This is a genomic window from Microbacterium sp. NPDC090225 (assembly GCF_044772365.1).
In the GTDB taxonomy this organism is placed as follows: Bacteria; Actinomycetota; Actinomycetes; order Actinomycetales; family Microbacteriaceae; genus Microbacterium.
In genome coordinates this window covers 295,737-315,574 of record NZ_JBIVYS010000002.1, presented here as the reverse complement: position 1 = coordinate 315,574, position 19,838 = coordinate 295,737, and the positions used below count along the sequence as shown (strand labels likewise).

Sequence of the window (19,838 nt, the reverse complement as noted above, 5' to 3'; positions counted from 1 at the left end):
CATGGCCCTCTCGCACGATCCCCTCTGGCCGCGCGCCGGATCCTGGCCCTCCCCCGAAGACGTTCACGACGCGGATGCCGTGCTGCTGGGCGTTCCGGTCTGGCGCACGTCGCTCTCGCCCACGGGTGCCGGGGCGACTCCGGCCGCCATCCGCGACGCGCTCCCCCGCTACGGCACGGCGCTGATGGGCCCGCCGGCGATCGACCTGAACGAGGTGCTGCGCATCGCGGACGCCGACGACGTGCACGAGCCGGACGGCGACGAGGGCGAGTCATCCGTCATCGCGCGGGTGCGGGAGCTCTCGGAGTCGTTCGTCATCGCGCTCGGCGGCGACAACTCCCTCACCTACCCCGTGGCGCTGGGCGCCCGGGCGACGGGGCTGATCACCTTCGACGCGCACTTCGACCTGCGCGACGGCGTCTCGAACGGCACCCCCGTGCGCCGACTCGTCGAAGACGTCCCCGTGCTCTCGACGCTCGACACCGCGCGCATCGACCCGACGCGCATCGTGCAGATCGGCATCGCAGACTTCGCGAACTCGGTCGCCTATGCCCGCCGGGCAGCGGACTGGGGCATCCGGGTGATCACGCTCGACGAGGTGCGCCGCCGCGGTATCGACGACGTCGTGACCGAGGCCCTCGAGATCGCCGGTGCCGGAGCGGATGCCCGCGTCCACCTCGATATCGACGTCGACGTCTGCGATCGGTCGGTCGCCCCCGGCTGCCCCGCGAGCGTGCCCGGAGGCCTGCAGGCGTGGGAGCTGCGTGCCCTCACTCGCGCCGTCGCCGCCGACCCTCGCGTCGTCAGCGCCGACCTCGCCGAGGTCGATGCCACCGCGGATGCCGACGACGCCCGCACCGTGCGCCTCGCCGCGCTGTGCGTGCTGGAGCTGCTCGCCGGCCTCGCCGCGCGCTGAGGAGAAGCAGAAAGCCCCGGGAGAACCCGGGGCTTTCTGTCGTGGTGGACCTAAGGGGATTCGAACCCCTGACCTCCTCGATGCGAACGAGGCGCGCTACCAACTGCGCCATAGGCCCTTACGGAGATCAACATTATCACGACGCCGACCCCACCTCGGACGTCGCGATCACCCGGCCGCGCGACGGGCCAGCATGTCCCGCACGTGCGCTTCGATCTCGGCGTCGTCGACGAAGCCCATCTTCGCGTAGGGCGAGGCCTCGGCCGCGGGAGCCGGACGCGGGGCGGGAATCCGGACGGGCGCCGGGGCCTGCTCGGCGGCGATCTGCTCGGCGCGGGCGCGGAGTTCCGCAAGCCGTGCGGCCTTGCGGAGCTGCTCCTGCGCGTCGATCTCGGCGCGGGCGGTCTGCGCCCGCGATCCGGCGACCGCGACGAGCGGCTCGGGCAGGGGACGCGGGGTCCACGTCGCACGACCCTGGTCGTGGATCTCGGGCGCGACGCGCTCTCGCGGCGCCTCGGCGACCACATGACTCGCACGGGCGACTCGACCAGCGACGGCGGCCATCCGCTGCAGCGCGATCGCGCCGAGCAGGGCCAGAGATCCGCCGACCCACAGCAGGGTCGACACTCCGGTCGCGAGCAGTTGCCACACGCCGAGTCCCGCGAGCACCACCCCGACGAGCGCGGCGACGGTCGACAGCATCCGCACCCGACGGCGCGCACGCGCCTGACGGATCACCGGATCGGCCCGCGTCGCCGCGAGTTCGGCACGCAGCGATTCGAGCTCTGCGGACTCGCGCTCGGACTGCACGCGCTTGGCGAGCTTCTGCTGCGCCAGCGCGGTGCGAGCGCTCAGCTCGACGCGCACCTCTTCGGGGGTCTCGCTCGTCTCGGCGAGGATCCGCAGGGCCTGGTTCAGGCGTACGGCGTTGCGCTCGGCGGCGTTGTACTGGAAACGGCCACGCCACGAGGGCAGCAGATAGAGCATCCACAGGAGCACGGCGACGAGCACGATCACTCCCCCGCTCAGCACCGGCCCGTCCATATCGATAACGGTAAGGGAACAACCGTGCCCGGGCCGAGAGCCGGGCGCGTGTCGCGACCAGAGATATCGCCGGAGTCGGCGTGTCGTCAGACCGAGAGGCGGTCTGAGGGAGGGATCGTTGCGGCATCCGGGGGAACTTGACCGCTCAACCAGCGCGCCAGCACCCCCTGCGGCACGTCCTCCTTCGTCAGCGCGAACGCGTAGTGGTCGCGCCAATCGCCGTCGATATGGATGTACCGACGGCGCAGCCCCTCGTAACGGAAACCGAGCTTCTGCACCACCCGCAGGCTCGCCGCGTTCTCGGGGCGGATGCAGATCTCCATACGGTGCAGGCCGTACTCGACGAAGCACGCATCCGTCGCGAGCGCGACCGCGGTGGGCGTGATGCCCTTGCCCGCGAACTTCTCGCTGACCCAGTACCCGATCGTCGCCGAGCAGAGCGATCCGCGCGAAACCCCCCACACGTTCAGCTGACCGGCGACCTCGCCGTCGTATTCCATGACGAACGGGTATCCGGCGCCGTCGCGATACTGCTGGAGCAGACGACGGATGCTCAGGCGCATGTCGAACGACACCGAGCCGTAGGGCACGGTGGCCTCCCACGGCTGCAACCAGGACCGATTCGCGAGCAGCTCCTGCTGGAGCACGCGGGCATCCTTCGTGCGCACGAGGCGCAGCTCGATCGATCCGTGTCGCATGCCCGCCATGAGATCCATCATCTCGCGCCCGACCCGCCCGTGGCCTAGAGGCGCTCGGCGAATTCCTTCAGCCAGGGACGCAGCTCGGGGCCGAGGTCGTCGCGGTCGGAAGCCAACTGCACGATCGCCTTGATGTATTCGACGCGGTCACCCGTGTCGTACCGACGACCGCGGAAGACCACGCCGACCACACCGGGGCCGTCGGCATCCGCCGCCATCTCCTGCAGCGCGTCGGTCAGCTGGATCTCCCCGCCCTTGCCTGGCTCGGTGCGCTCGAGGATGTCGAAGATCGAGGCGGGCAGCACGTAGCGCCCGATCACCGCGAAGTTCGAGGGGGCGTCCTCACGGGCGGGCTTCTCGACGAGACCCGTGACGCGCACGGCGTCGGACCCCTCGATCTCCTCGATCGCGGCGGTGCCGTAGAGGTGGATGCTCGCGGGGTCGACCTCCATGAGGGCGATGACCGCGGCGCCGGAGCGCTCGTGCTCGGCCAGCATCTCGGTCAGGAGCGGGTCGCGCTCGTCGATGAGGTCGTCACCGAGCAGCACAGCGAAGGAGCTGTCACCGACGTGGGTGCGGGCGCGCAGCACGGCGTGGCCCAGGCCCTTCGGCTCGCCCTGGCGCACGAAGTGGATGTCGGCGAGGTCGCTCGATCGCACGACGCGCTCCAGGCGGCCGTGGTCGCCCTTCTCCATGAGCTTGACCTCGAGCTCGGGCACCGAGTCGAAGTGGTTGGAGATCGCGTTCTTGTTGCGCCCGATGATGACGAGGATGTCGTCGATCCCGGCATCCGCCGCCTCTTCGACCACGTACTGGATGGCCGGCTTGTCGACGACCGGGAGCATCTCCTTCGGCATGGCCTTCGTCGCCGGCAGGAAGCGCGTCCCCAGGCCTGCCGCAGGAATGACCGCCTTGAACTTCTGTGTACCCATCCCGACAGCCTACCGGTGGGCGCCGCGTAGACTCTGAGCCATGTCGAACGAGGTCGAGCACGCCAAGCGCGCACTGCGCGCCGAGCTCCGCGAACGCCGGGCGCTCCTCTCCGACGCGCAACGCGACGCCGCCGCCTCCTCGATCGGCGAACGCCTCGATGAACTCGTCGAGAGCCTCGGTGCGCGATCGATCTCGTGCTACCTCTCGGCGACCGTCGAGCCCGGCACGCGCGAGTTCGTCACCCGGGCGGTGCGCCGCGGCATCCGCGTGCTCCTCCCCGTCACCCGCGCCGACGGACTGCTCGACTGGGCCGTCGCGAACGATGACGACGACGTCGCCGAGGGGCTCTTCGGCCTGCCCGAACCGACCGGCGAGGTGCTCGGCCCCATCGCCGTGAACGACGTCGATCTCATGATCGTGCCCGCCGCCGCGGTCGATCGCTCGGGCATGCGCATGGGCTGGGGCCGCGGATACTTCGACAAGACCATCGGGTCGATGGAGAAATGCCCGCCCGTATATGCGGTCATCTATGATTCCGAGATACTCGACTCCCTGCCGCGCGAGGTGCACGACCAGCCGGTCGACGGCATCGTGACGCCGACGCAGACCCTCTCCCTGTCGCAGACGCGACGCTGACCCCCTGAGGACACCATGCCCACCTACGCCTATGCCTGCACGTCGTGCGGCCACCGCTTCGACGCCGTGCAGAGCTTCGCCGACGCGTCGCTCACCGTCTGCCCCGAGTGCGGCGGCGCCCTGCGCAAGCAGTACGGATCGATCGGCGTGACCTTCAACGGCTCCGGTTTCTATCGCACGGACTCGCGGGCCAAGAGTGGCGGATCATCGGATGCTTCGACATCATCGAAGAAGGAGTCGACGAGCACGAGCGCCCCCGCGCCCGCGTCGAGCCCGACCTCATCCTGATCCCCACCACTCGGAGGTTCGCATGCTCAAAGGATTCAAGGACTTCATCCTCCGCGGCAACGTCATCGACCTCGCGGTCGCCGTCGTCATCGGCACGGCGTTCACCGCGATCGTCAACGCCGTGGTCGCCAGTGTCATCAACCCGCTCGTGGCCCTCTTCTTCAAGGCCGACGCAATGGGCGGCTTCGGCCCGCAGGTCACCAACATCTACGGCGACACGGTCACGTTCCCGCTCGGCGACCTCATCTCGGCCGTGATCAGCTTCCTCGCGGTCGCCCTCGTCGTGTACTTCGTGTTCGTCCTGCCGATGAACACCTTCAAGGCCCACGTCGAGGCACGCAAGGGCACTTCCGCGGAGCAGCCCGAGGAGGAGCCGGCCGCCGCGACCGAGGCCGAGCTGCTCGTCGAGATCCGCGACCTGCTCGCGAAGAGCAACGCCCGCGACTGACGGACACGCCCCTCGCTGCAACCGCAGCCGCACCGGACGTCCCGTTCCGCTCCGCAGCGTCGCACAACGCTCAGTAGTGGGGCGGGACGTCCTGCATCATGCGGTCGTCGTTGGGACCCGCGGGGCCGTTCGGGCGCCGCTTCCGGTCTGTCGCGACCGATTCGGGACCGCTCTCGGGGTCGGGATCGCTCCCCGCCACCGGCGTCAGGCGCGCGCGGCGGGAACCCGGCACACGCTCGACGCGCTGCCGCGGAGCATCCGATTCGGCATCCTCCGAGGAGGCATCCTCAGGCATCCGCTCGGTCAGCCGTTCGCGCCGTCGTCGAGGTCGAGCGGCTGCGTGTCGTTCTCGGCGCGCGCGGTCGACGGCGAGATGCCGAGCACCGAGGCGATCCGCGTCGCCGCCGTGGCCGGGTCGCTGTAGAGGTCGAAGGCGTGCACGCGCACGTAGTGCCAGCCGAGTCGGCGCAGCACGTGCGGGCGCAGACGCAGGGTCTCGCGCAGCGAGTCGCCGCGCGATTCCGGGTCGCACTCGATCACGACGGCCTTGCCGCCGTGCTGCGCGACCAGCGGCAGCAGACCGCGGTAGTCCACGTCGACGGATGCTCCGAGCCGGCGCAGCTCGCGGGCGAGCGCGAGGGTCAACGGGTCGGCGAGGTCTTCGAGGCGCGCGTCGCGGGCACGGGCGGCCAGGCCGCCGAGGATCGACATGAGCGTCGCGGCCCCGTGCTCGAGGCGTCCATCGTCGAACGAGGACGGCCGGATCGACGACACGATCACCATGGAACGGCGGGCGCGCGTCATGCCGACCGTCAGCAGTCGCTCGCCGTCGGGCGTCGAGAGATCACCGAAATCGCTGAGCACGCGGCCGTGCTTCGTCAGGCCGAAGCCGAGCGAGAAGATCACGCGGTCGCGGCTCTCGGCCACGGACTGCTCGAGGGTGAGAACGGCGAAGGGCTCGGCGGTGTCGCGCCCCACGAAGTCGGCGACGTCCGAGCGACCGGCGAAGGCTGCCGTGACGGCGGCGCGCACGCGCTCGGCGTGGCGGGCGCTGGCGGTCACGACCATGAGCGACTCGGACGGGCGGTGCACGGCATGCTCGACCACGAGGGTCACCACACGGGCGACCTCGGCGTCGGGGCTCTCGACCGCACCCGAGATCGGGTCGGGGGTTCCCGTGCCGCCCTCGACGTAGTCGACCGTGAGGCTTCCGCGACCGAGGTACGACCCGGCCCAGGGCAGCGACACGATCTCGCCGCCGTAGAAAGCATCGTTGATGAGCTCGGCGAGATCTTCTCCCCCGGCGCGGTAGCTGCGGGTGAGCGTCATCACCGGGAGCAGCTCCGAGAGGCGCTCGAACACCGAGGTCTCGTCGAACTCGACCTCGGGCTCCCAGAGGTCATCCGGGTCGACGGCGATCTGGAACGGCGAGGGGCGCTGGGTCACCGGGTCTCCGAACGCGACGACCTGGCGGGCACGACGGATCGCGGGGGCGGCCTCGGCGAGGTTGATCGCCGCGGCATCCACCAGGAGCACCGCGTCGAACTCGACGGAGTCAGGGATCTCGGGAACGAGGTAGGGCGACGAGATCCAGACCGGAGCGAGCGTGGAGACCAGCGTCGGGGCGGCGCTCACGACCTCGGCGGACGTCGTCGCGCTCTGCGTCAGCGCACGGCGCAGGTTCGCGGACTCCTGCGGCTCGTCGACGATCGCGATCTTCCACTGGTTGGCGAGCTGCCAGGCCAGCAGAGGTCCGGCCATCGCGGCGTGCGCCTCGTCGACGAGACGGAAGTCGCGCTCGAGACGATCGACGACCGCGGTGTTCGCGCCGAGGAGGGCACGGTTGTCCTGCAGGGCGCGCTCGAGGAGCGACTGCCACCAGGCGAACTCGAGCTCGTCGCCCACGCGCGACTCGGAGACATGGCGTACCGAGAGGTCGGTGAGCAGCGGCTCGAGGCCGAGGAGGGCGAGTTCGTCGCGCAGCTCGGCGCGCTCGACGAGGTTCTCGAAGACGTCGGACTTCGCCGCGAGACCGGCGAGCGTGCGCACCAGGCGCGCCACCGGCAGGGTCGCCAGCGGCTCGCGGCGGCCGAGAGCGGCGTCGAGTTCGGCGAGCTCGGCCTCGACGCGCTGCCAGGCGGCCGCGACCTCGCCGAGCCCCAGTGGGATCTCGGGGGCGACACCCGCGTCGACGCATCGCTGCCACTGCGTGCGCTGGGCCTGGATACGCAGCAGTGCCTCGTGCATCTCGGTGACGTGCACGCCCGGGCGCACGTACTCCTTCGCCAGGCGACGCAGTCGGCGGCGGTTCGCCGACGACATCCCGGGCGCATCGCGACGGGAGCCGTGCGCCTGGATCAGCTCGCCGAGGGGGCGCTCGAAGACGGTCGGGCTGAAACGGTCGAGCGAGTCGCGGATGCCCTCGAGCAGTCGCAGGTAGTCGCCGAGCTCGTCGATGGTCGAGAACGGGCGCATGTGCGTCTGGGCGATGAGTTCGTAGCCGCGCTCGAGCAGCGCGGGAACACTGTCGGAGTGCAGGCGGCCCGCCAGGTCGTGCGCGGCCCGTGCGGCCTCGGTCGTGGTGAAGGTCACGCCGTACCAGGGCGAATCGTCGGGACCGAAGCGGAACTCGCCAAGACGTGCGGCCTGGGCGAGGGCGGCCGCGGCCGGCCCGCGATCCCCGGCGAGACGCCGCAGGGCTTCGTTGCTGAGTCGCGCCGTGGTCGACGGCGGCGTCGGCAGCGAGGCGAGACGGGTGAGGTGACGGGTCGCCTCGAGTACGGAGGCATCCATCCCCGGCACGGGAGAGGTGAGCGCGTGACGGTAGTCGCGCAGCACCGTGCGCAGCCGCACGAGCGCGTCGTCGACCTCGCCGACCTTGGGAGCGCTCGCCTTCTCGTTGCGACCGATGGCGCGAACGAGGTCGCGGCGCACGCTCGCCGGCGAGATCGCGAGGCTGTCGAGACCGATGCCCGAGAGGCGGTGGCGCACGCCGTCGAGCGTGGAACGACGGGCCGACACGACGAGCACGCGGCGGCCCGCTCGCACGAGCTCGCCCAGCGCGTTGATGACGGTCTGCGTGCCGCCGGTGCCGGGCAGCGTCGCGACGGTCAGCGAGTGGCCCGCCGCGATCCGTGAGAGCACGGCCTCCTGCTCGGCATCCGCATCGAGCAGCAGGGTGTCGGATGCCGGGGCGCGGTCGTCCGGACCAGTGAAGTGCGGCGTGGCCCGCGGGGCCCTGACCTGCTCGCGGTCACCGACGTGACCGGCGAGGGCGTTGAGCACCTGGTGGTCGAGCGTGCGGGTGTCGCGCGACATGGAGCCGGCGACATCGGCGAAGGTCGACACCACCAGGCGCGGCTCGACCGAGAACGTGTCGATCGTGCGGGTGATCGCACGCAGACTGTCGATGACCGGCTGGGGCTTGAAGATCCCGCCGTCGTAGGCGAGGGACGCCAGGGTCGACGCGTCGATCGAGATGCCGAAGTGCTCGCGGGCGATGCGGACGAGTTCGGGGTTGACCTCGAACGCCCCCTGCAGCTTCAGCTCGTAGTCGGAGTGGTGGCGGCGGATCGCGAGCGGGCGCAGCAGCACGGGGGCGGCGAAGACCGCTCCCCCGATACGCCAGCGGGCGACGCCGACGGCGAGGTGCACGGCTTCGATGCCGCGCACGGTGCGCAGCTCGGTGTTCTTCGCGGTGATGCGCTCGGCAGCGAGACGTGCGGTGCGCAGACCGACCTCGTCGCGGAAGAGGTTCGACAGCAGCGTCGACTTGCCGGTGATGAACTGCGGCAGGCTGCCGGGGTGCGCCTTGGAGATGTCGATGCCGGACTCGGCTCCGTCGCGGAAGCTGGTCAACGGCGAGGGGCCACCCAGATCGGCCGCTTCTCCGCGGAGTCGAGAGCGCTCGCCTTCGGCGGCGTGGGTCACGATGACACCGGTCGACGAGGCCCGAAGGTCGCCGAGGGTCACGGCGAGCGCCGCTCCCGCGTCTTCTACCGTCTTGCCTTCCCGTCGCCACACATCTCACACACTAAGCGCGCCGGGCGCGACGCCCGGTATCCCGGGCGGGTTTCGCGGAATTCCGGTCGAGGATGCCGCGGCGAACTCCTTCTGCACCGTCGTGCGTCGAGTGGGGCTCTCCCCCGTTCGTGGACCGCGCCACCCGGCAGGCGGTCGGCGGGCGTCAGGATGGACGCATGACCTTCCGCTACGACTTCGCCCCCACGCCCTTCGGCGATGCGCTCGCGGTGTTCTCCGACGAGGGCATCGTGCGCTTCGATCTGTCCGAGTCCGACGACCCCTCGGTCCCGTGGCTCCTCGAGAACGTCACGCGGGAGTTGCGGGAGATCCCCGAGCCCGATCCGGGCGCGGCCGACGAGCTGGCCGACCTCCTCGGCCGGTACTTCGACGGCGCACCGATCCGGTTCGACGAGCATCTCTCCCTCGATTGGCGCCTCGTCGACGGCTTCCATCGGCGAGCGCTCGAGGCGATCTGCGCGATCGAGTGGGGCGAGACCCTGAGCTACGGCGAGGTCGCCGTCCTCGCCGGCCACCCGGGCGCGGCCCGCGCCGTGGGCACGGCGTGCCGCGTCACCCCGTTCTCGGTCATCGTGCCCGTGCACCGGGTCATCCGCTCCGACGGCTCTCCCGGGCATTACGGAGCGCACCCCGAACGCAAGCGGTTCCTCCTCGACCTCGAATCCGGCGGGCCGGGCACCTAGCGCGAACAGGATCGGCGCGGGTCCCGCCGAGTAGGCCGTCGGGACCCGCGCCGGAAGGGCGTCGGTGGTAATCTCGCGGCGTGGCGGGAACGGCGCCGTCACACGGAAGGCAGGTGGCCGTGAGCACTCCGACCGGAGCCGAATCCGACACCGAGCTCATCGCCCGCGCCGTGCGGGAGCTCGCCCGCCGCACCCGCTTCCCCGTGGCCTTCGGCGGCCTCCTCGACGATGGTGTCGTGCACGTGACGACGATCGTCGGTAACCGCACCCGTAGCCTCGACGGGCTGCGGGTTCGGCCCGAGCGGGGGCTCGGAGGGCGAGCCATGATGGAGCTCCGTCCGCGCATGACGAGCGACTACGGCTCCTCTCAGCAGATCACGCACGACTACGACGTCTTCGTGCTCGGAGAGGGGCTGCGCACCCTCCTGGCGGTTCCGATCGTCGTGGCGGGGCGCTCCCGCGGGGTGCTCTACGCGGGCGCCTGGGAGGACGAGCAGATCGGCGGGGTGACGACCGCCCCGGCCATGCAGGTCGCACAGTCGGTCGCCGACGAGTTGCGCATCCGCGAGGAGGTCGAGCGCCGACTGCGCGCCGGCGCCCCGGCATCCGCCACTCTGCAGGCCGGTCAGCAGGAGCAGTTGCGCGAGACGTTCGCCGATCTCCGGAGCATCGCGGCCTCGATCGACGACGACGAGCTTCGCGCCCGACTCGCTCGCGTCGAAGGGCGCCTGCTCGCCCTCTCGGGTGAGCACGTACCGACCTCGACGGGCCCGTCGCCCGTGGTTCGCCTCTCCCCGCGCGAGACCGACGTCCTCTCCTGCGCCGCTCTCGGTGCCACGAATGCCGAGATCGCGACGCAGCTCGGCCTCCGAGAGGGAACGGTGAAGGCCTACCTCGGCACCGCCATGTCGAAACTCGACGCGTCGACCCGGCACTCCGCTGTCGCCCGAGCCCGGCGCGCGGGACTCCTGCCCTGAACGCTTAAATCACACCGGAATTCCGGTTGCATTCATTGCTGTACGCAAAAGGAAACGCCGCGGAATTGTTTGCCCCCGTTCAATATGACGAGTAATGTCCCACACATGGCGAGACGAATTGTGCATCAGCTGGTCGACGATATCGACGGCAGCGTCCTGGAGATCGGCGAAGGAGAGACCGTTCATTTCTCCCTCAACGGCACCGCGTGGGAGATCGACCTGAACTCGGAGCACGCCGCGGAGCTCCGCACGGCACTCGAGCCCTACATCTCCGCCGGGCGTCGTGCGGGTTCCGCGAGCTCCCCGCGCAGCTCCTCGGGCTCCGCCCGTAAGCGCCCCGCGCGCAACCCCGAGGTCGCGGCCATCCGCGCCTGGGCGAATGACAACGGATACTCGCTCTCGGAGCGCGGACGAATTCCCGCGCCCGTCATCGAGGCATACAACAAAGCGCACTGATCGCGCACGAACGAAATTAATGAAGGCTCTCCTCCGGGGGAGCCTTCATTCGTTGTGATCGGTCGCCCACGCCTCATCGGGCAGGGCGATCTCCTGCGTCATGTCCTCGAGGAAGCGGATGACGACCGCGCGCTCCTCGCGCGCGAGTCGGGCCGCGGCGTAGAACCGTTTCGCCTGCTGACGACCGACCGTCTGCATCGCGGCGTGCCGGGTCTCCTCGGTGATCGTGATCGCGAGCGCCCGACGGTCGGTCGGATGCGGCGAGCGCACGATGTGCCCGCCCTTCTCGAGACGGTCGAGCAACTTGGTGGTCGACGCGGTCGAGATCGCCAGATGCTGCGCGATGCCACCCGGCGTCGCGATCGCGTGCCGATTGGCGCACACGATGAGGTAATGCAGCGCGCGCATGTCGGTCTCGTTGAGCTGCATATAGCGACGCGATGCGCGCGACAGCTTCTGCTCGGCCTCACGCAACTCTCCGAGCGCCCCCATCACGAGAGCGATCTGCTGCAGATCCTCCGGCGCGACACCCGTGCGATCGATGAGCGCACCGCGCGGGTCGCTCGCCTCGACGTCGTAGATCGCCGCGTGACTCAGCCCGTCGGCCGCGGCATCCGATCGCGAACCGTCGACCGGCGACCCCGTCTTCGGGGTAGTGCCGGGTGCAGTGTCCATGCGATCATGTTACACAACGATCTATTTCATGCTAAGTTAATTACTCGCCAAGCTAGTGAAATGACCTGTAGAGGACGCCATGGACGACGTGACCCTTCTCGACGAGAACGGAACCGCGATCGGTTCCCTGCCGAAGAGCGACGTCCACACCACCGACACCCCTCTGCACCTCGCGTTCTCCTGCCACCTCCTGAACGAGCGGGGGAAGATCCTCGTCACCCGTCGCGCGCTCGGCAAGAAGACGTGGCCGGGCGTCTGGACGAACAGCTTCTGCGGGCACCCCCGCCCCGGTGAGGCGATCGCGGATGCCGTGCACCGCCGTGCCCACGAAGAACTCGGCGCGAGCGTCGTCGACCTGCGCCTCGCGCTCCCCGACTACCGGTACCGCGCGGTCGACGCGAGCGGCATCGTCGAGAACGAGGTGTGCCCCGTCTACGTCGCCCGACTCGAGGGCGATCTCTCGCCCCACGTGGACGAGGTCGCGGAATGGGCGTGGGCGGATGCCGCCGACGTCGCCGCGGCCGTCGCCGGAACGCCCTTCGCCTTCAGCCCCTGGTTCGTCGAACAGCTCCTGCTACTCCGAGAGAGCGGCGCACTCTGATCATGGCGGCCGTCGCGACACAGGACGAACTCGGGATCCGGGTCGAGGAAGCGCTGCGTCAGCGCTTCCTCGAGCGGGGAACGGCCGCGGAGAATTACGGAGAGCCGTTCGCCGCGCTCTGGCGCGCCGCCGCCGCTCACGCCATGGGCGGCAAGATGATCCGTCCCCGCCTGCTCCTCGAGATGCATCGGGCGCTGACGGCATCCGGCGCGGGAGTCGACCAGACGACGGCCATCGAGATCGCGGCGGAGGTGGAGCTGCTCCACTATGCCTTCCTCCTGCACGACGATGTGATCGACGGCGATCTCGTGCGCCGGCGGCAGCCGAACCTGATCGGCACCCTCGCCGCGGCCACGGGCCGGGGACGCGAGGACTCCGAGCTCCACTGGGCCCGTTCGAGCGCCATCCTGATGGGTGATCTGCTGCTGGCGACCTCGGTGCTCGGTTTCGCCCGCGCTCGCGTCTCGACCGCCGCGCGCCTGCGTCTGCTCGATCTGGTCGAGCACACCATCGTCGAGACCGTCGCCGGGGAGCACATCGACGTCGGCCTGGGCGACGGGATCATCGAACCCGAGCTCCGTACGATCCTCGAGATGAGCACCTACAAGACGGCGACGTATTCGTTCTCGCTCCCCCTGCGCGCGGCGGCGATCCTCGCCGGCGCCTCGGTCGAGCTGGAAGACGACCTCGCCATGATCGGCCGCCATCTCGGTCTTGCCTTCCAGCTGCAGGACGACCTGCTCTGCGTGTTCGGCGACCACGAGGTGCACGGCAAGGACGCCTTCTCCGACCTGCGCGAGGGCAAGGAGACGGCCATCATCGCGTACGCGCGGATGACGACCGCGTGGCCCCACATCCGACAGCACTTCGGCTCTGCGGTTCTCGACGAGCACGGGGCCGTGCGCATCCGCGAGCACCTGCGCGACTGCGGCGCGGAACGATTCGTACAGGGCCTCGTGACCGACGAACTCGCCGCGGCATCCGCGGTCGCGGTCGACATCGAGTCCGCGCACATCGTCTCGGGCGATGTCGTCGACAGCATCCGCACCCTGATCGCGCGTATCCAGGGGCGCGCATCGTGACCGCCGCGCCCGGGGGCGACGAGTCCCTGCGCCGGTTCAGCCGCACCGCCGAGATCGCCACCGCCGGGGTGATCCGCGCCTACTCGACGTCGTTCGGCATGGCCACGAAACTGCTCGGCCCCCGACACCGTCAGCACATCCGCAACATCTATGCGATGGTGCGGATCGCCGACGAGATCGTCGACGGCGTGGCCGCCGAGGCGGGACTCGACGCCGGGGCGCAGGCCGACGCCCTGACGTCGTACATCGCCGAGACCCACCGCTCTCTGCGCACCGGGTACAGCAGCGACCTCATCCTGCACGCCTTCGCGCAGACCGCGCGCGCGTGCGGAATCGGGGAGGACCTCACGCAGCCGTTCTTCGACTCGATGCGCGCCGACATCCCGACGGCGGATGCCGCGGCCTCGTACGACGCCGATGCCCACGCGCGGTACGTCTTCGGTTCCGCGGAGGTGGTGGGCCTGATGTGCCTGCGCGTGTTCCTGCGAGACGCCGAGCGCACGCCCGCGCAGCGCGAGACGCTCGAGCACGGCGCACGCCAGCTCGGCGCCGCGTTCCAGAACGTGAACTTCCTGCGCGATCTCGCCGACGACACCGACCGACTGCGCCGCAGCTACCTCGGCACCTCCGAACGTCTCACCGACGCCGACCGCGACACCTGGGTCGCGACCGTCGAGAGGCAGCTCGACGATGCCCGCGCCTCGATCCCGCTGCTCCCGAAGGATGCGCGCGCCGCCGTGCGCAGCGCCCTCGCCCTGTTCGCCGCGCTCACCCGACGCGTCGCGAAGACCCCGGTCGACGACCTCTACCGACGGCGCGTACGCGTGCCCGACCCGCTGAAGGCACTGCTCGCCGCGCGCTCCGTGCTCGTCACCGCGGTGGAGCCCCGATGAGCCGGGTCGTGGTGATCGGAGCAGGCGTCGCGGGCCTCGCGACGGCCGGCCTGCTCGCGCGTGACGGCCACGAGGTGCTGGTCCTCGAGAAGAACGCGCAGATCGGCGGGCGGGCCGGCAGCATCGAGCGCGACGGCTTCCGCTTCGACACCGGCCCCTCCTGGTACCTGATGCCGGAGGTGTTCGACCACTGGTTCGCGATGATGGGCACGTCGGCCGCCGAACAGCTCGACCTCGTGCCGCTCGACCCCGGGTATCGCGTGTTCCGCCAGCCGCAGGGCGATGCGGTGACCTCGGAGGTCACGGTGCCGGCGGGGCGCGACGCCGTCGCCCGGCTGTTCGAGTCGCGCGAGCCGGGTGCAGCGAGCGCCCTGTCCGACTACCTCGATTCGGCCCACCATGCGACGTCGATGGCCGAGAAGTACTTCCTCTACAACCCCTTCACCCGGCTGACGACGCTGACGACCGGCGAGGTGCTGAAGGCCGCGCCGCGGCTGTTCTCCCTCCTCGGCACTCGGCTTCAGTCCTTCGCGGGCCGACGGTTCCGCGACCCGCTGCTCCGGCAGATCCTCGGATACCCGGCGGTCTTCCTCGGCACCGATCCGCGCAGCGCCCCCGCGATGTACCACCTGATGAGCGCGCTCGATCTCGACGAGGGCGTCAGCTACCCGCAGGGCGGGTTCTGGGGCGTCGCCCAGCGCATCGAGGCGCTGGCCCGCGAGGCGGGCGTGGACATCGTGACGGAGGCGGAGGTCACCGGCATCCGCACCACCGGCCGCGGTCGGGCGACGCGGGCGACCGGTGTGGAATGGACGGATGCCGCGGGCGAACGCCACGTCGAGGACGCCGACATCGTGGTGTCCGGTGCCGACCTGCACCACACCGAGACGGCGCTCCTCCCCGCCGAGCAGCGCAGCTATCCCGAGTCCTGGTGGACGCGGCGCACGAGCGGCCCGGGCGCGGTGCTCGTCATGCTCGGAGTGCGCGGTGCACTCCCGGAGCTCCCCCATCACTCCCTGTTCTTCACGGACGACTGGGATGCGAACTTCGACGCGATCTTCGGGTCCGAGCGGCGCATCCCCTCCCCCGCCTCGACCTACGTCTGCCGCCCGAGCGCGACCGACGATGCGGTCGCACCCGAAGGCCACGAGAACCTCTTCATCCTCGTGCCGATCCCCGCCGACCCCGACCTCGGTCACGGGGGTGCCGACGGCGCAGGATCGGCGACGATCGAGCGGGCCGCCGATGCCGCGATCGACCTCGTCTCGACGTGGGCGGGCATCCCCGACCTGCGCGAGCGGATCGTGGTGCGCGAGACCAAGGGCCCTGCCGACTTCCGCGACGACTACCACTCGTGGAGCGGGGGGATGCTGGGTCCGGCCCACATCCTGTCGCAGAGCGCGATGTTTCGCGCGCAGAACGCCTCGAAACGGGTGCGCGGCCTCTACTACGCCGGGGCCACGACGGCACCGGGCGTCGGCGTGCCGATGTGCCTCATCAGCGCCGAGATCGTGCTCAAGCGCATCCGTGGCGACCACTCCGCCGGCCCCTTGCCGACGCCCGCGCGCGCTCCTCGTGAATCGACGGCGCGCTGATGGGCTTCGTGTACCTGGCGGCCCTGCTGGTATCGACGGGCTGCATGCTGCTGCTGGACCGGCGCTTCCGACTGTTCTTCTGGCGCGATGCGGTCGCGGCGACCGTCGTCACGATCTCAGGTCTCGCGTTCTTCCTGATCTGGGACGTCTTCGGTATCGTCACCGGGATCTTCTACCGCGGCGAGAGCGCGATCGCGACCGGCATCGTGCTCGCTCCCGAGATGCCGCTCGAGGAGCCGGTCTTCCTCACGTTCCTGGTGATCTGCACCATGGTCGTCTACACCGGGGCGGCGCGCCTGCTCACACGTGGCCGCGCTCGTCCGGCGCGCAGCGAGGAGGCGCGATGACCTACCTGCAGCTCGCCGCGTGGTTCCTCGGTGCCGCCGTGGTGCTCGCGATCGCCCTGACGCTCCTCGCCCGCGGTCGGGGGCCGCACGCCGGTGCCGTCGCCCTGACCGTCCTCGTGTTGCTCACGCTGACAGCGGTCTTCGACACGATCATGATCGCGAGCGAGCTCTTCCACTACGCCGGGACGCAGCTTCTCGGCGTGCACATCGGCCTCGCCCCGATCGAGGACTTCGCGTATCCGCTCGCCGGCGCTGTGCTTCTGCCGGCGCTGTGGGCGCTGCTCCGCTCGCGGCGCACCGCTCCGGGCGAAACCGTGGACGGCGCCCCTTCCTCTGACAGGACCCGCGCATGAGCGCCCCCGCCGCCCGCCCGTCGCTCGCCCGCGACCTCGGGCAGATCCTGCTCTCCTCGCGCCCCATCAGCTGGATCAACACCGCGTTCCCGTTCGCCGCCGGGTATCTGCTCACGACGCGCGAGCTGGACCTCACGCTCGTGATCGGGTTCGTGTACTTCCTGATCCCCTACAACCTCGCCATGTACGGGATCAACGACGTGTTCGACTACGCCTCGGATCTCGCCAACCCGCGCAAGGGCGGCATCGAGGGCGCACTCCTCGCCCCGCGGATGCACCGTCCGACGCTGTGGGCGGCGGCGGCGTCGAACATCCCGTTCCTGATCTACCTCGTCGTGGTGGGGAATGCCGCGTCGACCGTGTGGCTCGCGGTGAGCGTGTTCGCGGTGGTCGCGTATTCGGCGCCGCGCCTGCGTTTCAAGGAGCGCGCGTTCCTCGACTCGGTGACATCGAGCCTGCACTTCGTGACCCCGGCGATCGTCGGACTGGCCCTGGCGGGGTCGGGCGTCTCACGCGACATCGTGCTCGTGCTCGTGGCCTTCTTCCTCTGGGGCATGGCGGCGCACGCGTTCGGCGCGGTGCAGGACGTCGGCCCCGACCGCGAAGCGGGCATCGGCTCGGTGGCGACCGTGATCGGTGCCGCCGCGACCGTGCGCCTCTCGCTGGGGCTGTGGGCGCTCGCCGGCATCCTGATGCTGCTGACGGCCTGGCCGGGGCCACTCGGTGCTCTGCTCGCGCTCCCCTATCTGATCAACGCCGCGCCCTGGTGGCGCGTGAGCGATGACGACTCCGGCGCGACCAACCGGGCCTGGCGCCGCTTCATCTTCCTCAACTACTTCGCCGGCTTCCTCGCGACGATGATCCTCATCCTCGCCTGGGTCTCCTGACCGTCCTCTCGCAGCACCCGCACCACCCGAAAGGCCCGACCATGCCCCTCTCCGACCGCGCCACGACGCCGACCATCCGCGAACGCTCGCGCCGCCATTCCTGGGTGCGCGTGTTCCTGCCGGTCGCGCTCATCCTGGTCTGGCTCGTGGGCGCATCGCTCGGCGGTCCGCTCTTCGGCAAGGTCGACGAGGTCTCCTCCAACGATCAGACGACGTATCTCCCCGAGTCGGCGGACGCCACCCAGGTGCAGGAGCTGCTGGGTGAGTTCCGCGACAGCGACGAGATCCCCGCGATCGCGGTGTTCACGTCCGAAACGAAGCTGACGGATGCCGAGATCTCGACGATCACGGATGCCGTCGCCGACACCCCCTCACTCGACGGCATCGGCGAGGACGTCTCGCCCGCGCTCGTCTCCGACGACGGATACGCGGTGCAGGCGTTCATCCCGATCAGCGGAGACGCGGAGCTGAAGGACGTGACGGTCGAGCTCGGCGACGAGCTGCGCTCCTCCGCACCCGACGGGGTCAGCGTGTACATCACCGGCCCCGCCGGATTCACGGCCGACCTCGCCGCCGGCTTCGCGGGCATCGACGGGCTCCTGCTGGGTGTCGCCCTGCTCGCCGTGCTGGTGATCCTCGTGCTCGTCTACCGCTCGTTCCTGCTACCTCTCGTGGTGCTCTCCACCAGCCTCTTCGCGCTCTGCGTCGCCCTGCTGGTGGTGTGGTGGCTCGCGAAGTTCGAGATCCTGCTGCTGAGCGGTCAGACCCAGGGAATCCTCTTCATCCTCGTGATCGGCGCCGCGACCGACTACGCGCTGCTGTTCGTCGCGCGCTTCCGCGAGGAGTTGCGCATCGCAGAGGACAAGGGCACAGCCGTCATGGCCGCGTGGAAGGGGTCGTTCGAGCCGATCGTCGCCTCCGGCGGAACGGTGATCGCGGGTCTCCTGTGCCTCCTGCTGAGCGATCTCAAGTCGAACAGCACCCTCGGTCCGGTCGCGGCGATCGGCATCGTGTTCGCGATGCTCGCCGCGCTCAGCCTGCTGCCCGCCCTGTTGCTGCTCTTCGGCCGCGCGGTCTTCTGGCCGCGACGTCCGCGGTTCGAGCCGGAGGTCGTCGCCGAGGAGCACGGCATGCGCACCACGGGCCTCTGGGCGCGCCTCGCGGGGGTCATCACCCGTCGCCCGCGTGTGATCTGGATCGTCACGACGCTGGTGCTGCTCGCCGGCGCGGCGGGCATCACTCAGCTGAACGCGGTGGGCGTGCCGCAGTCCGATCTCGTGCTCGGCGAGTCCGAGGCGCGCGACGGCCAGGCGGCGCTCGGTGAGCACTTCCCGGGTGGCTCCGGCAGCCCGGCCTACGTGATCGTCGCCGAGGACTCGCTGCAGGATGCCGCGGACGTACTGCTCGCGAACGACGGCGTCGACAGCGTCGCGGTGACGGCATCCGACTCCCCCAGTGGAACCGCGAGCATCACGGCCGACGGCATCGTCGCGGTCGGCCCTCCCGGAACCCCCGCCCCCGACCCGACGGTCATCTCGGGCGATGTGCTGCCGCAGGCGACGCTCACCGACGCCGCGGATTCGGATGCCGCAGCCGAGACCGTGCGTTCCCTGCGCGCCGAGCTCACCGGCATCGACGCCCTCGTCGGCGGTGTGACGGCCACGGCGATCGACACGAACGACGCGTCGATCCACGATCGCAACCTCATCATCCCGGTGATCCTCGTCGTGATCATGCTGATCCTGATGATGCTGCTGCGCTCGATCCTCGCGCCCGTGCTGCTGATCCTCACGACGGTGCTGTCGTTCGGCACCGCGATGGGCGTCTCGGCGCTGGTCTTCAACGGCATCTTCGACTTCCCCGGTGCCGACCCCGCCGTGCCGCTCTACGGCTTCGTCTTCCTCGTCGCCCTCGGCATCGACTACAACATCTTCCTGATGACGCGTGTGCGCGAGGAGTCGCTGGCGCACGGCACGCGCGAGGGCGTGCTGCGCGGCCTGTCGATCACGGGCGGCGTCATCACCTCGGCCGGTCTCGTACTGGCCGCGACGTTCGCCGCGCTCTCGGTGATCCCGATCCTGTTCCTCGTGCAGCTCGCGTTCATCGTGGCGTTCGGGGTGCTGCTCGACACGTTCATCGTGCGCTCGCTGCTGGTGCCCGCTCTCGCCTACGACATCGGCAAGAAGATCTGGTGGCCGTCGAAGCTGTGGCGCCAGGGCCTGGACTGACACTCCGCCGAGCCTCCACTGCACCTCGGGGGCCTGTCGTATCCGGTCGCTAGACTG

At 70.1% G+C, this 19,838-nt stretch carries 21 protein-coding genes and 1 tRNA gene; 15 read left to right on the top strand and 7 right to left on the bottom strand.

The features are described 5' to 3' along the window. Nucleotide 1: 1 nt before the first annotated feature. Entirely contained in the window at nucleotides 2-916 is a 915-nt protein-coding gene (locus ACIQTT_RS15470) for an arginase family protein (protein ID WP_402792006.1), read from the top strand. Nucleotides 917-958: 42 nt separating this feature from the next. On the opposite strand, the gene ACIQTT_RS15465 is transcribed toward ACIQTT_RS15470, so the two are convergent. The 4 genes from ACIQTT_RS15465 to galU all read right to left on the bottom strand — a co-directional run bounded on the left by ACIQTT_RS15465 (nucleotide 959) and on the right by galU (nucleotide 3,590). Then, nucleotides 959-1,034: transfer RNA gene (locus ACIQTT_RS15465), tRNA-Ala, on the bottom strand. A 50-nt stretch (nucleotides 1,035-1,084) separates the two neighbouring features. After that, complete coding sequence (locus ACIQTT_RS15460) at nucleotides 1,085-1,960, bottom strand: hypothetical protein (protein WP_402792003.1); 876 nt, start codon at nucleotides 1,958-1,960, stop codon at nucleotides 1,085-1,087. 86 nt (nucleotides 1,961-2,046) lie between these two features. Beyond that, nucleotides 2,047-2,658, bottom strand: a complete 612-nt coding sequence (locus ACIQTT_RS15455; protein WP_247625270.1) for a GNAT family N-acetyltransferase — start codon at nucleotides 2,656-2,658, stop codon at nucleotides 2,047-2,049. A gap of 44 nt (nucleotides 2,659-2,702) precedes the next feature. Continuing rightward, a complete protein-coding gene (galU, locus tag ACIQTT_RS15450) occupies nucleotides 2,703-3,590 on the bottom strand; it encodes a UTP--glucose-1-phosphate uridylyltransferase GalU (protein WP_402792000.1) in 888 nt (295 codons plus the stop codon). A 40-nt stretch (nucleotides 3,591-3,630) separates the two neighbouring features. Between galU and ACIQTT_RS15445 the strand changes: the two genes are divergently transcribed. Genes ACIQTT_RS15445 through mscL form a run of 3 tightly spaced genes read left to right on the top strand, consistent with a single transcriptional unit; the run spans nucleotide 3,631 to nucleotide 4,963 of the window. Continuing rightward, nucleotides 3,631-4,227 carry a 5-formyltetrahydrofolate cyclo-ligase gene (locus ACIQTT_RS15445; RefSeq protein WP_402791997.1) on the top strand — a complete coding sequence of 199 codons (597 nt, stop codon included), beginning with the start codon at nucleotides 3,631-3,633 and terminating at the stop codon, nucleotides 4,225-4,227. 15 nt (nucleotides 4,228-4,242) lie between these two features. After that, entirely contained in the window at nucleotides 4,243-4,515 is a 273-nt protein-coding gene (locus ACIQTT_RS15440; RefSeq protein WP_400444100.1) for an FmdB family zinc ribbon protein, read from the top strand. 22 nt (nucleotides 4,516-4,537) lie between these two features. Continuing rightward, nucleotides 4,538-4,963, top strand: a complete 426-nt coding sequence (mscL, locus tag ACIQTT_RS15435) for a large conductance mechanosensitive channel protein MscL (protein WP_247624962.1) — start codon at nucleotides 4,538-4,540, stop codon at nucleotides 4,961-4,963. Nucleotides 4,964-5,033: 70 nt separating this feature from the next. Here mscL and ACIQTT_RS15430 read toward each other — a convergent pair whose 3' ends face one another. Both ACIQTT_RS15430 and ACIQTT_RS15425 read right to left on the bottom strand, forming a co-directional pair. Continuing rightward, entirely contained in the window at nucleotides 5,034-5,258 is a 225-nt protein-coding gene (locus ACIQTT_RS15430) for a hypothetical protein (protein WP_402791993.1), read from the bottom strand. A gap of 8 nt (nucleotides 5,259-5,266) precedes the next feature. Then, nucleotides 5,267-8,986 (bottom strand): AAA family ATPase, encoded by a 3,720-nt coding sequence (locus ACIQTT_RS15425; protein WP_402791990.1) that lies wholly within the window; start codon nucleotides 8,984-8,986, stop codon nucleotides 5,267-5,269. Nucleotides 8,987-9,162: 176 nt separating this feature from the next. Between ACIQTT_RS15425 and ACIQTT_RS15420 the strand changes: the two genes are divergently transcribed. The 3 genes from ACIQTT_RS15420 to ACIQTT_RS15410 all read left to right on the top strand — a co-directional run bounded on the left by ACIQTT_RS15420 (nucleotide 9,163) and on the right by ACIQTT_RS15410 (nucleotide 11,120). Continuing rightward, complete coding sequence (locus ACIQTT_RS15420; protein ID WP_402791987.1) at nucleotides 9,163-9,687, top strand: methylated-DNA--[protein]-cysteine S-methyltransferase; 525 nt, start codon at nucleotides 9,163-9,165, stop codon at nucleotides 9,685-9,687. A gap of 119 nt (nucleotides 9,688-9,806) precedes the next feature. Then, nucleotides 9,807-10,664 (top strand): LuxR C-terminal-related transcriptional regulator, encoded by an 858-nt coding sequence (locus ACIQTT_RS15415; RefSeq protein WP_402791984.1) that lies wholly within the window; start codon nucleotides 9,807-9,809, stop codon nucleotides 10,662-10,664. Between the two features lie 105 nt (nucleotides 10,665-10,769). Beyond that, nucleotides 10,770-11,120, top strand: coding sequence for an Lsr2 family protein (locus ACIQTT_RS15410; RefSeq protein WP_402791981.1), 351 nt, complete (start codon nucleotides 10,770-10,772; stop codon nucleotides 11,118-11,120). A 45-nt stretch (nucleotides 11,121-11,165) separates the two neighbouring features. On the opposite strand, the gene ACIQTT_RS15405 is transcribed toward ACIQTT_RS15410, so the two are convergent. Further along, nucleotides 11,166-11,795, bottom strand: a complete 630-nt coding sequence (locus ACIQTT_RS15405; RefSeq protein WP_402791978.1) for a MarR family winged helix-turn-helix transcriptional regulator — start codon at nucleotides 11,793-11,795, stop codon at nucleotides 11,166-11,168. A gap of 79 nt (nucleotides 11,796-11,874) precedes the next feature. Here ACIQTT_RS15405 and idi point away from each other — a divergent pair, with 79 nt between their 5' ends. From idi to ACIQTT_RS15365, 8 genes are read left to right on the top strand one after another with little or no spacing between them, the layout of a single operon-like run. Next, on the top strand, nucleotides 11,875-12,396 hold the full coding sequence (gene idi, locus ACIQTT_RS15400; protein WP_402791975.1) for an isopentenyl-diphosphate Delta-isomerase: 522 nt from the start codon (nucleotides 11,875-11,877) through the stop codon (nucleotides 12,394-12,396). Between the two features lie 2 nt (nucleotides 12,397-12,398). After that, nucleotides 12,399-13,478 (top strand): polyprenyl synthetase family protein, encoded by a 1,080-nt coding sequence (locus tag ACIQTT_RS15395; RefSeq protein ID WP_402791972.1) that lies wholly within the window; start codon nucleotides 12,399-12,401, stop codon nucleotides 13,476-13,478. Further along, a complete protein-coding gene (locus ACIQTT_RS15390) occupies nucleotides 13,475-14,371 on the top strand; it encodes a phytoene/squalene synthase family protein (RefSeq protein WP_402791969.1) in 897 nt (298 codons plus the stop codon). The genes ACIQTT_RS15395 and ACIQTT_RS15390 overlap by 4 nt, the downstream gene beginning before the upstream one ends. Further along, complete coding sequence (gene crtI / locus ACIQTT_RS15385) at nucleotides 14,368-15,966, top strand: phytoene desaturase family protein (protein WP_402791966.1); 1,599 nt, start codon at nucleotides 14,368-14,370, stop codon at nucleotides 15,964-15,966. Before ACIQTT_RS15390 ends, crtI begins: the two co-directional genes overlap by 4 nt. Further along, complete coding sequence (locus ACIQTT_RS15380; RefSeq protein WP_402791963.1) at nucleotides 15,966-16,313, top strand: lycopene cyclase domain-containing protein; 348 nt, start codon at nucleotides 15,966-15,968, stop codon at nucleotides 16,311-16,313. Before crtI ends, ACIQTT_RS15380 begins: the two co-directional genes overlap by 1 nt. Next, the gene (locus ACIQTT_RS15375) at nucleotides 16,310-16,666 is read left to right on the top strand and encodes a lycopene cyclase domain-containing protein (RefSeq protein ID WP_402791960.1); all 357 of its coding nucleotides are present in this window, start codon (nucleotides 16,310-16,312) and stop codon (nucleotides 16,664-16,666) included. Before ACIQTT_RS15380 ends, ACIQTT_RS15375 begins: the two co-directional genes overlap by 4 nt. Further along, nucleotides 16,663-17,553 (top strand): prenyltransferase, encoded by an 891-nt coding sequence (locus tag ACIQTT_RS15370; RefSeq protein ID WP_402791957.1) that lies wholly within the window; start codon nucleotides 16,663-16,665, stop codon nucleotides 17,551-17,553. The genes ACIQTT_RS15375 and ACIQTT_RS15370 overlap by 4 nt, the downstream gene beginning before the upstream one ends. A 41-nt stretch (nucleotides 17,554-17,594) precedes the next feature. After that, on the top strand, nucleotides 17,595-19,781 hold the full coding sequence (locus ACIQTT_RS15365) for an MMPL family transporter (RefSeq protein ID WP_402791954.1): 2,187 nt from the start codon (nucleotides 17,595-17,597) through the stop codon (nucleotides 19,779-19,781). Nucleotides 19,782-19,838: the final 57 nt, after the last annotated feature.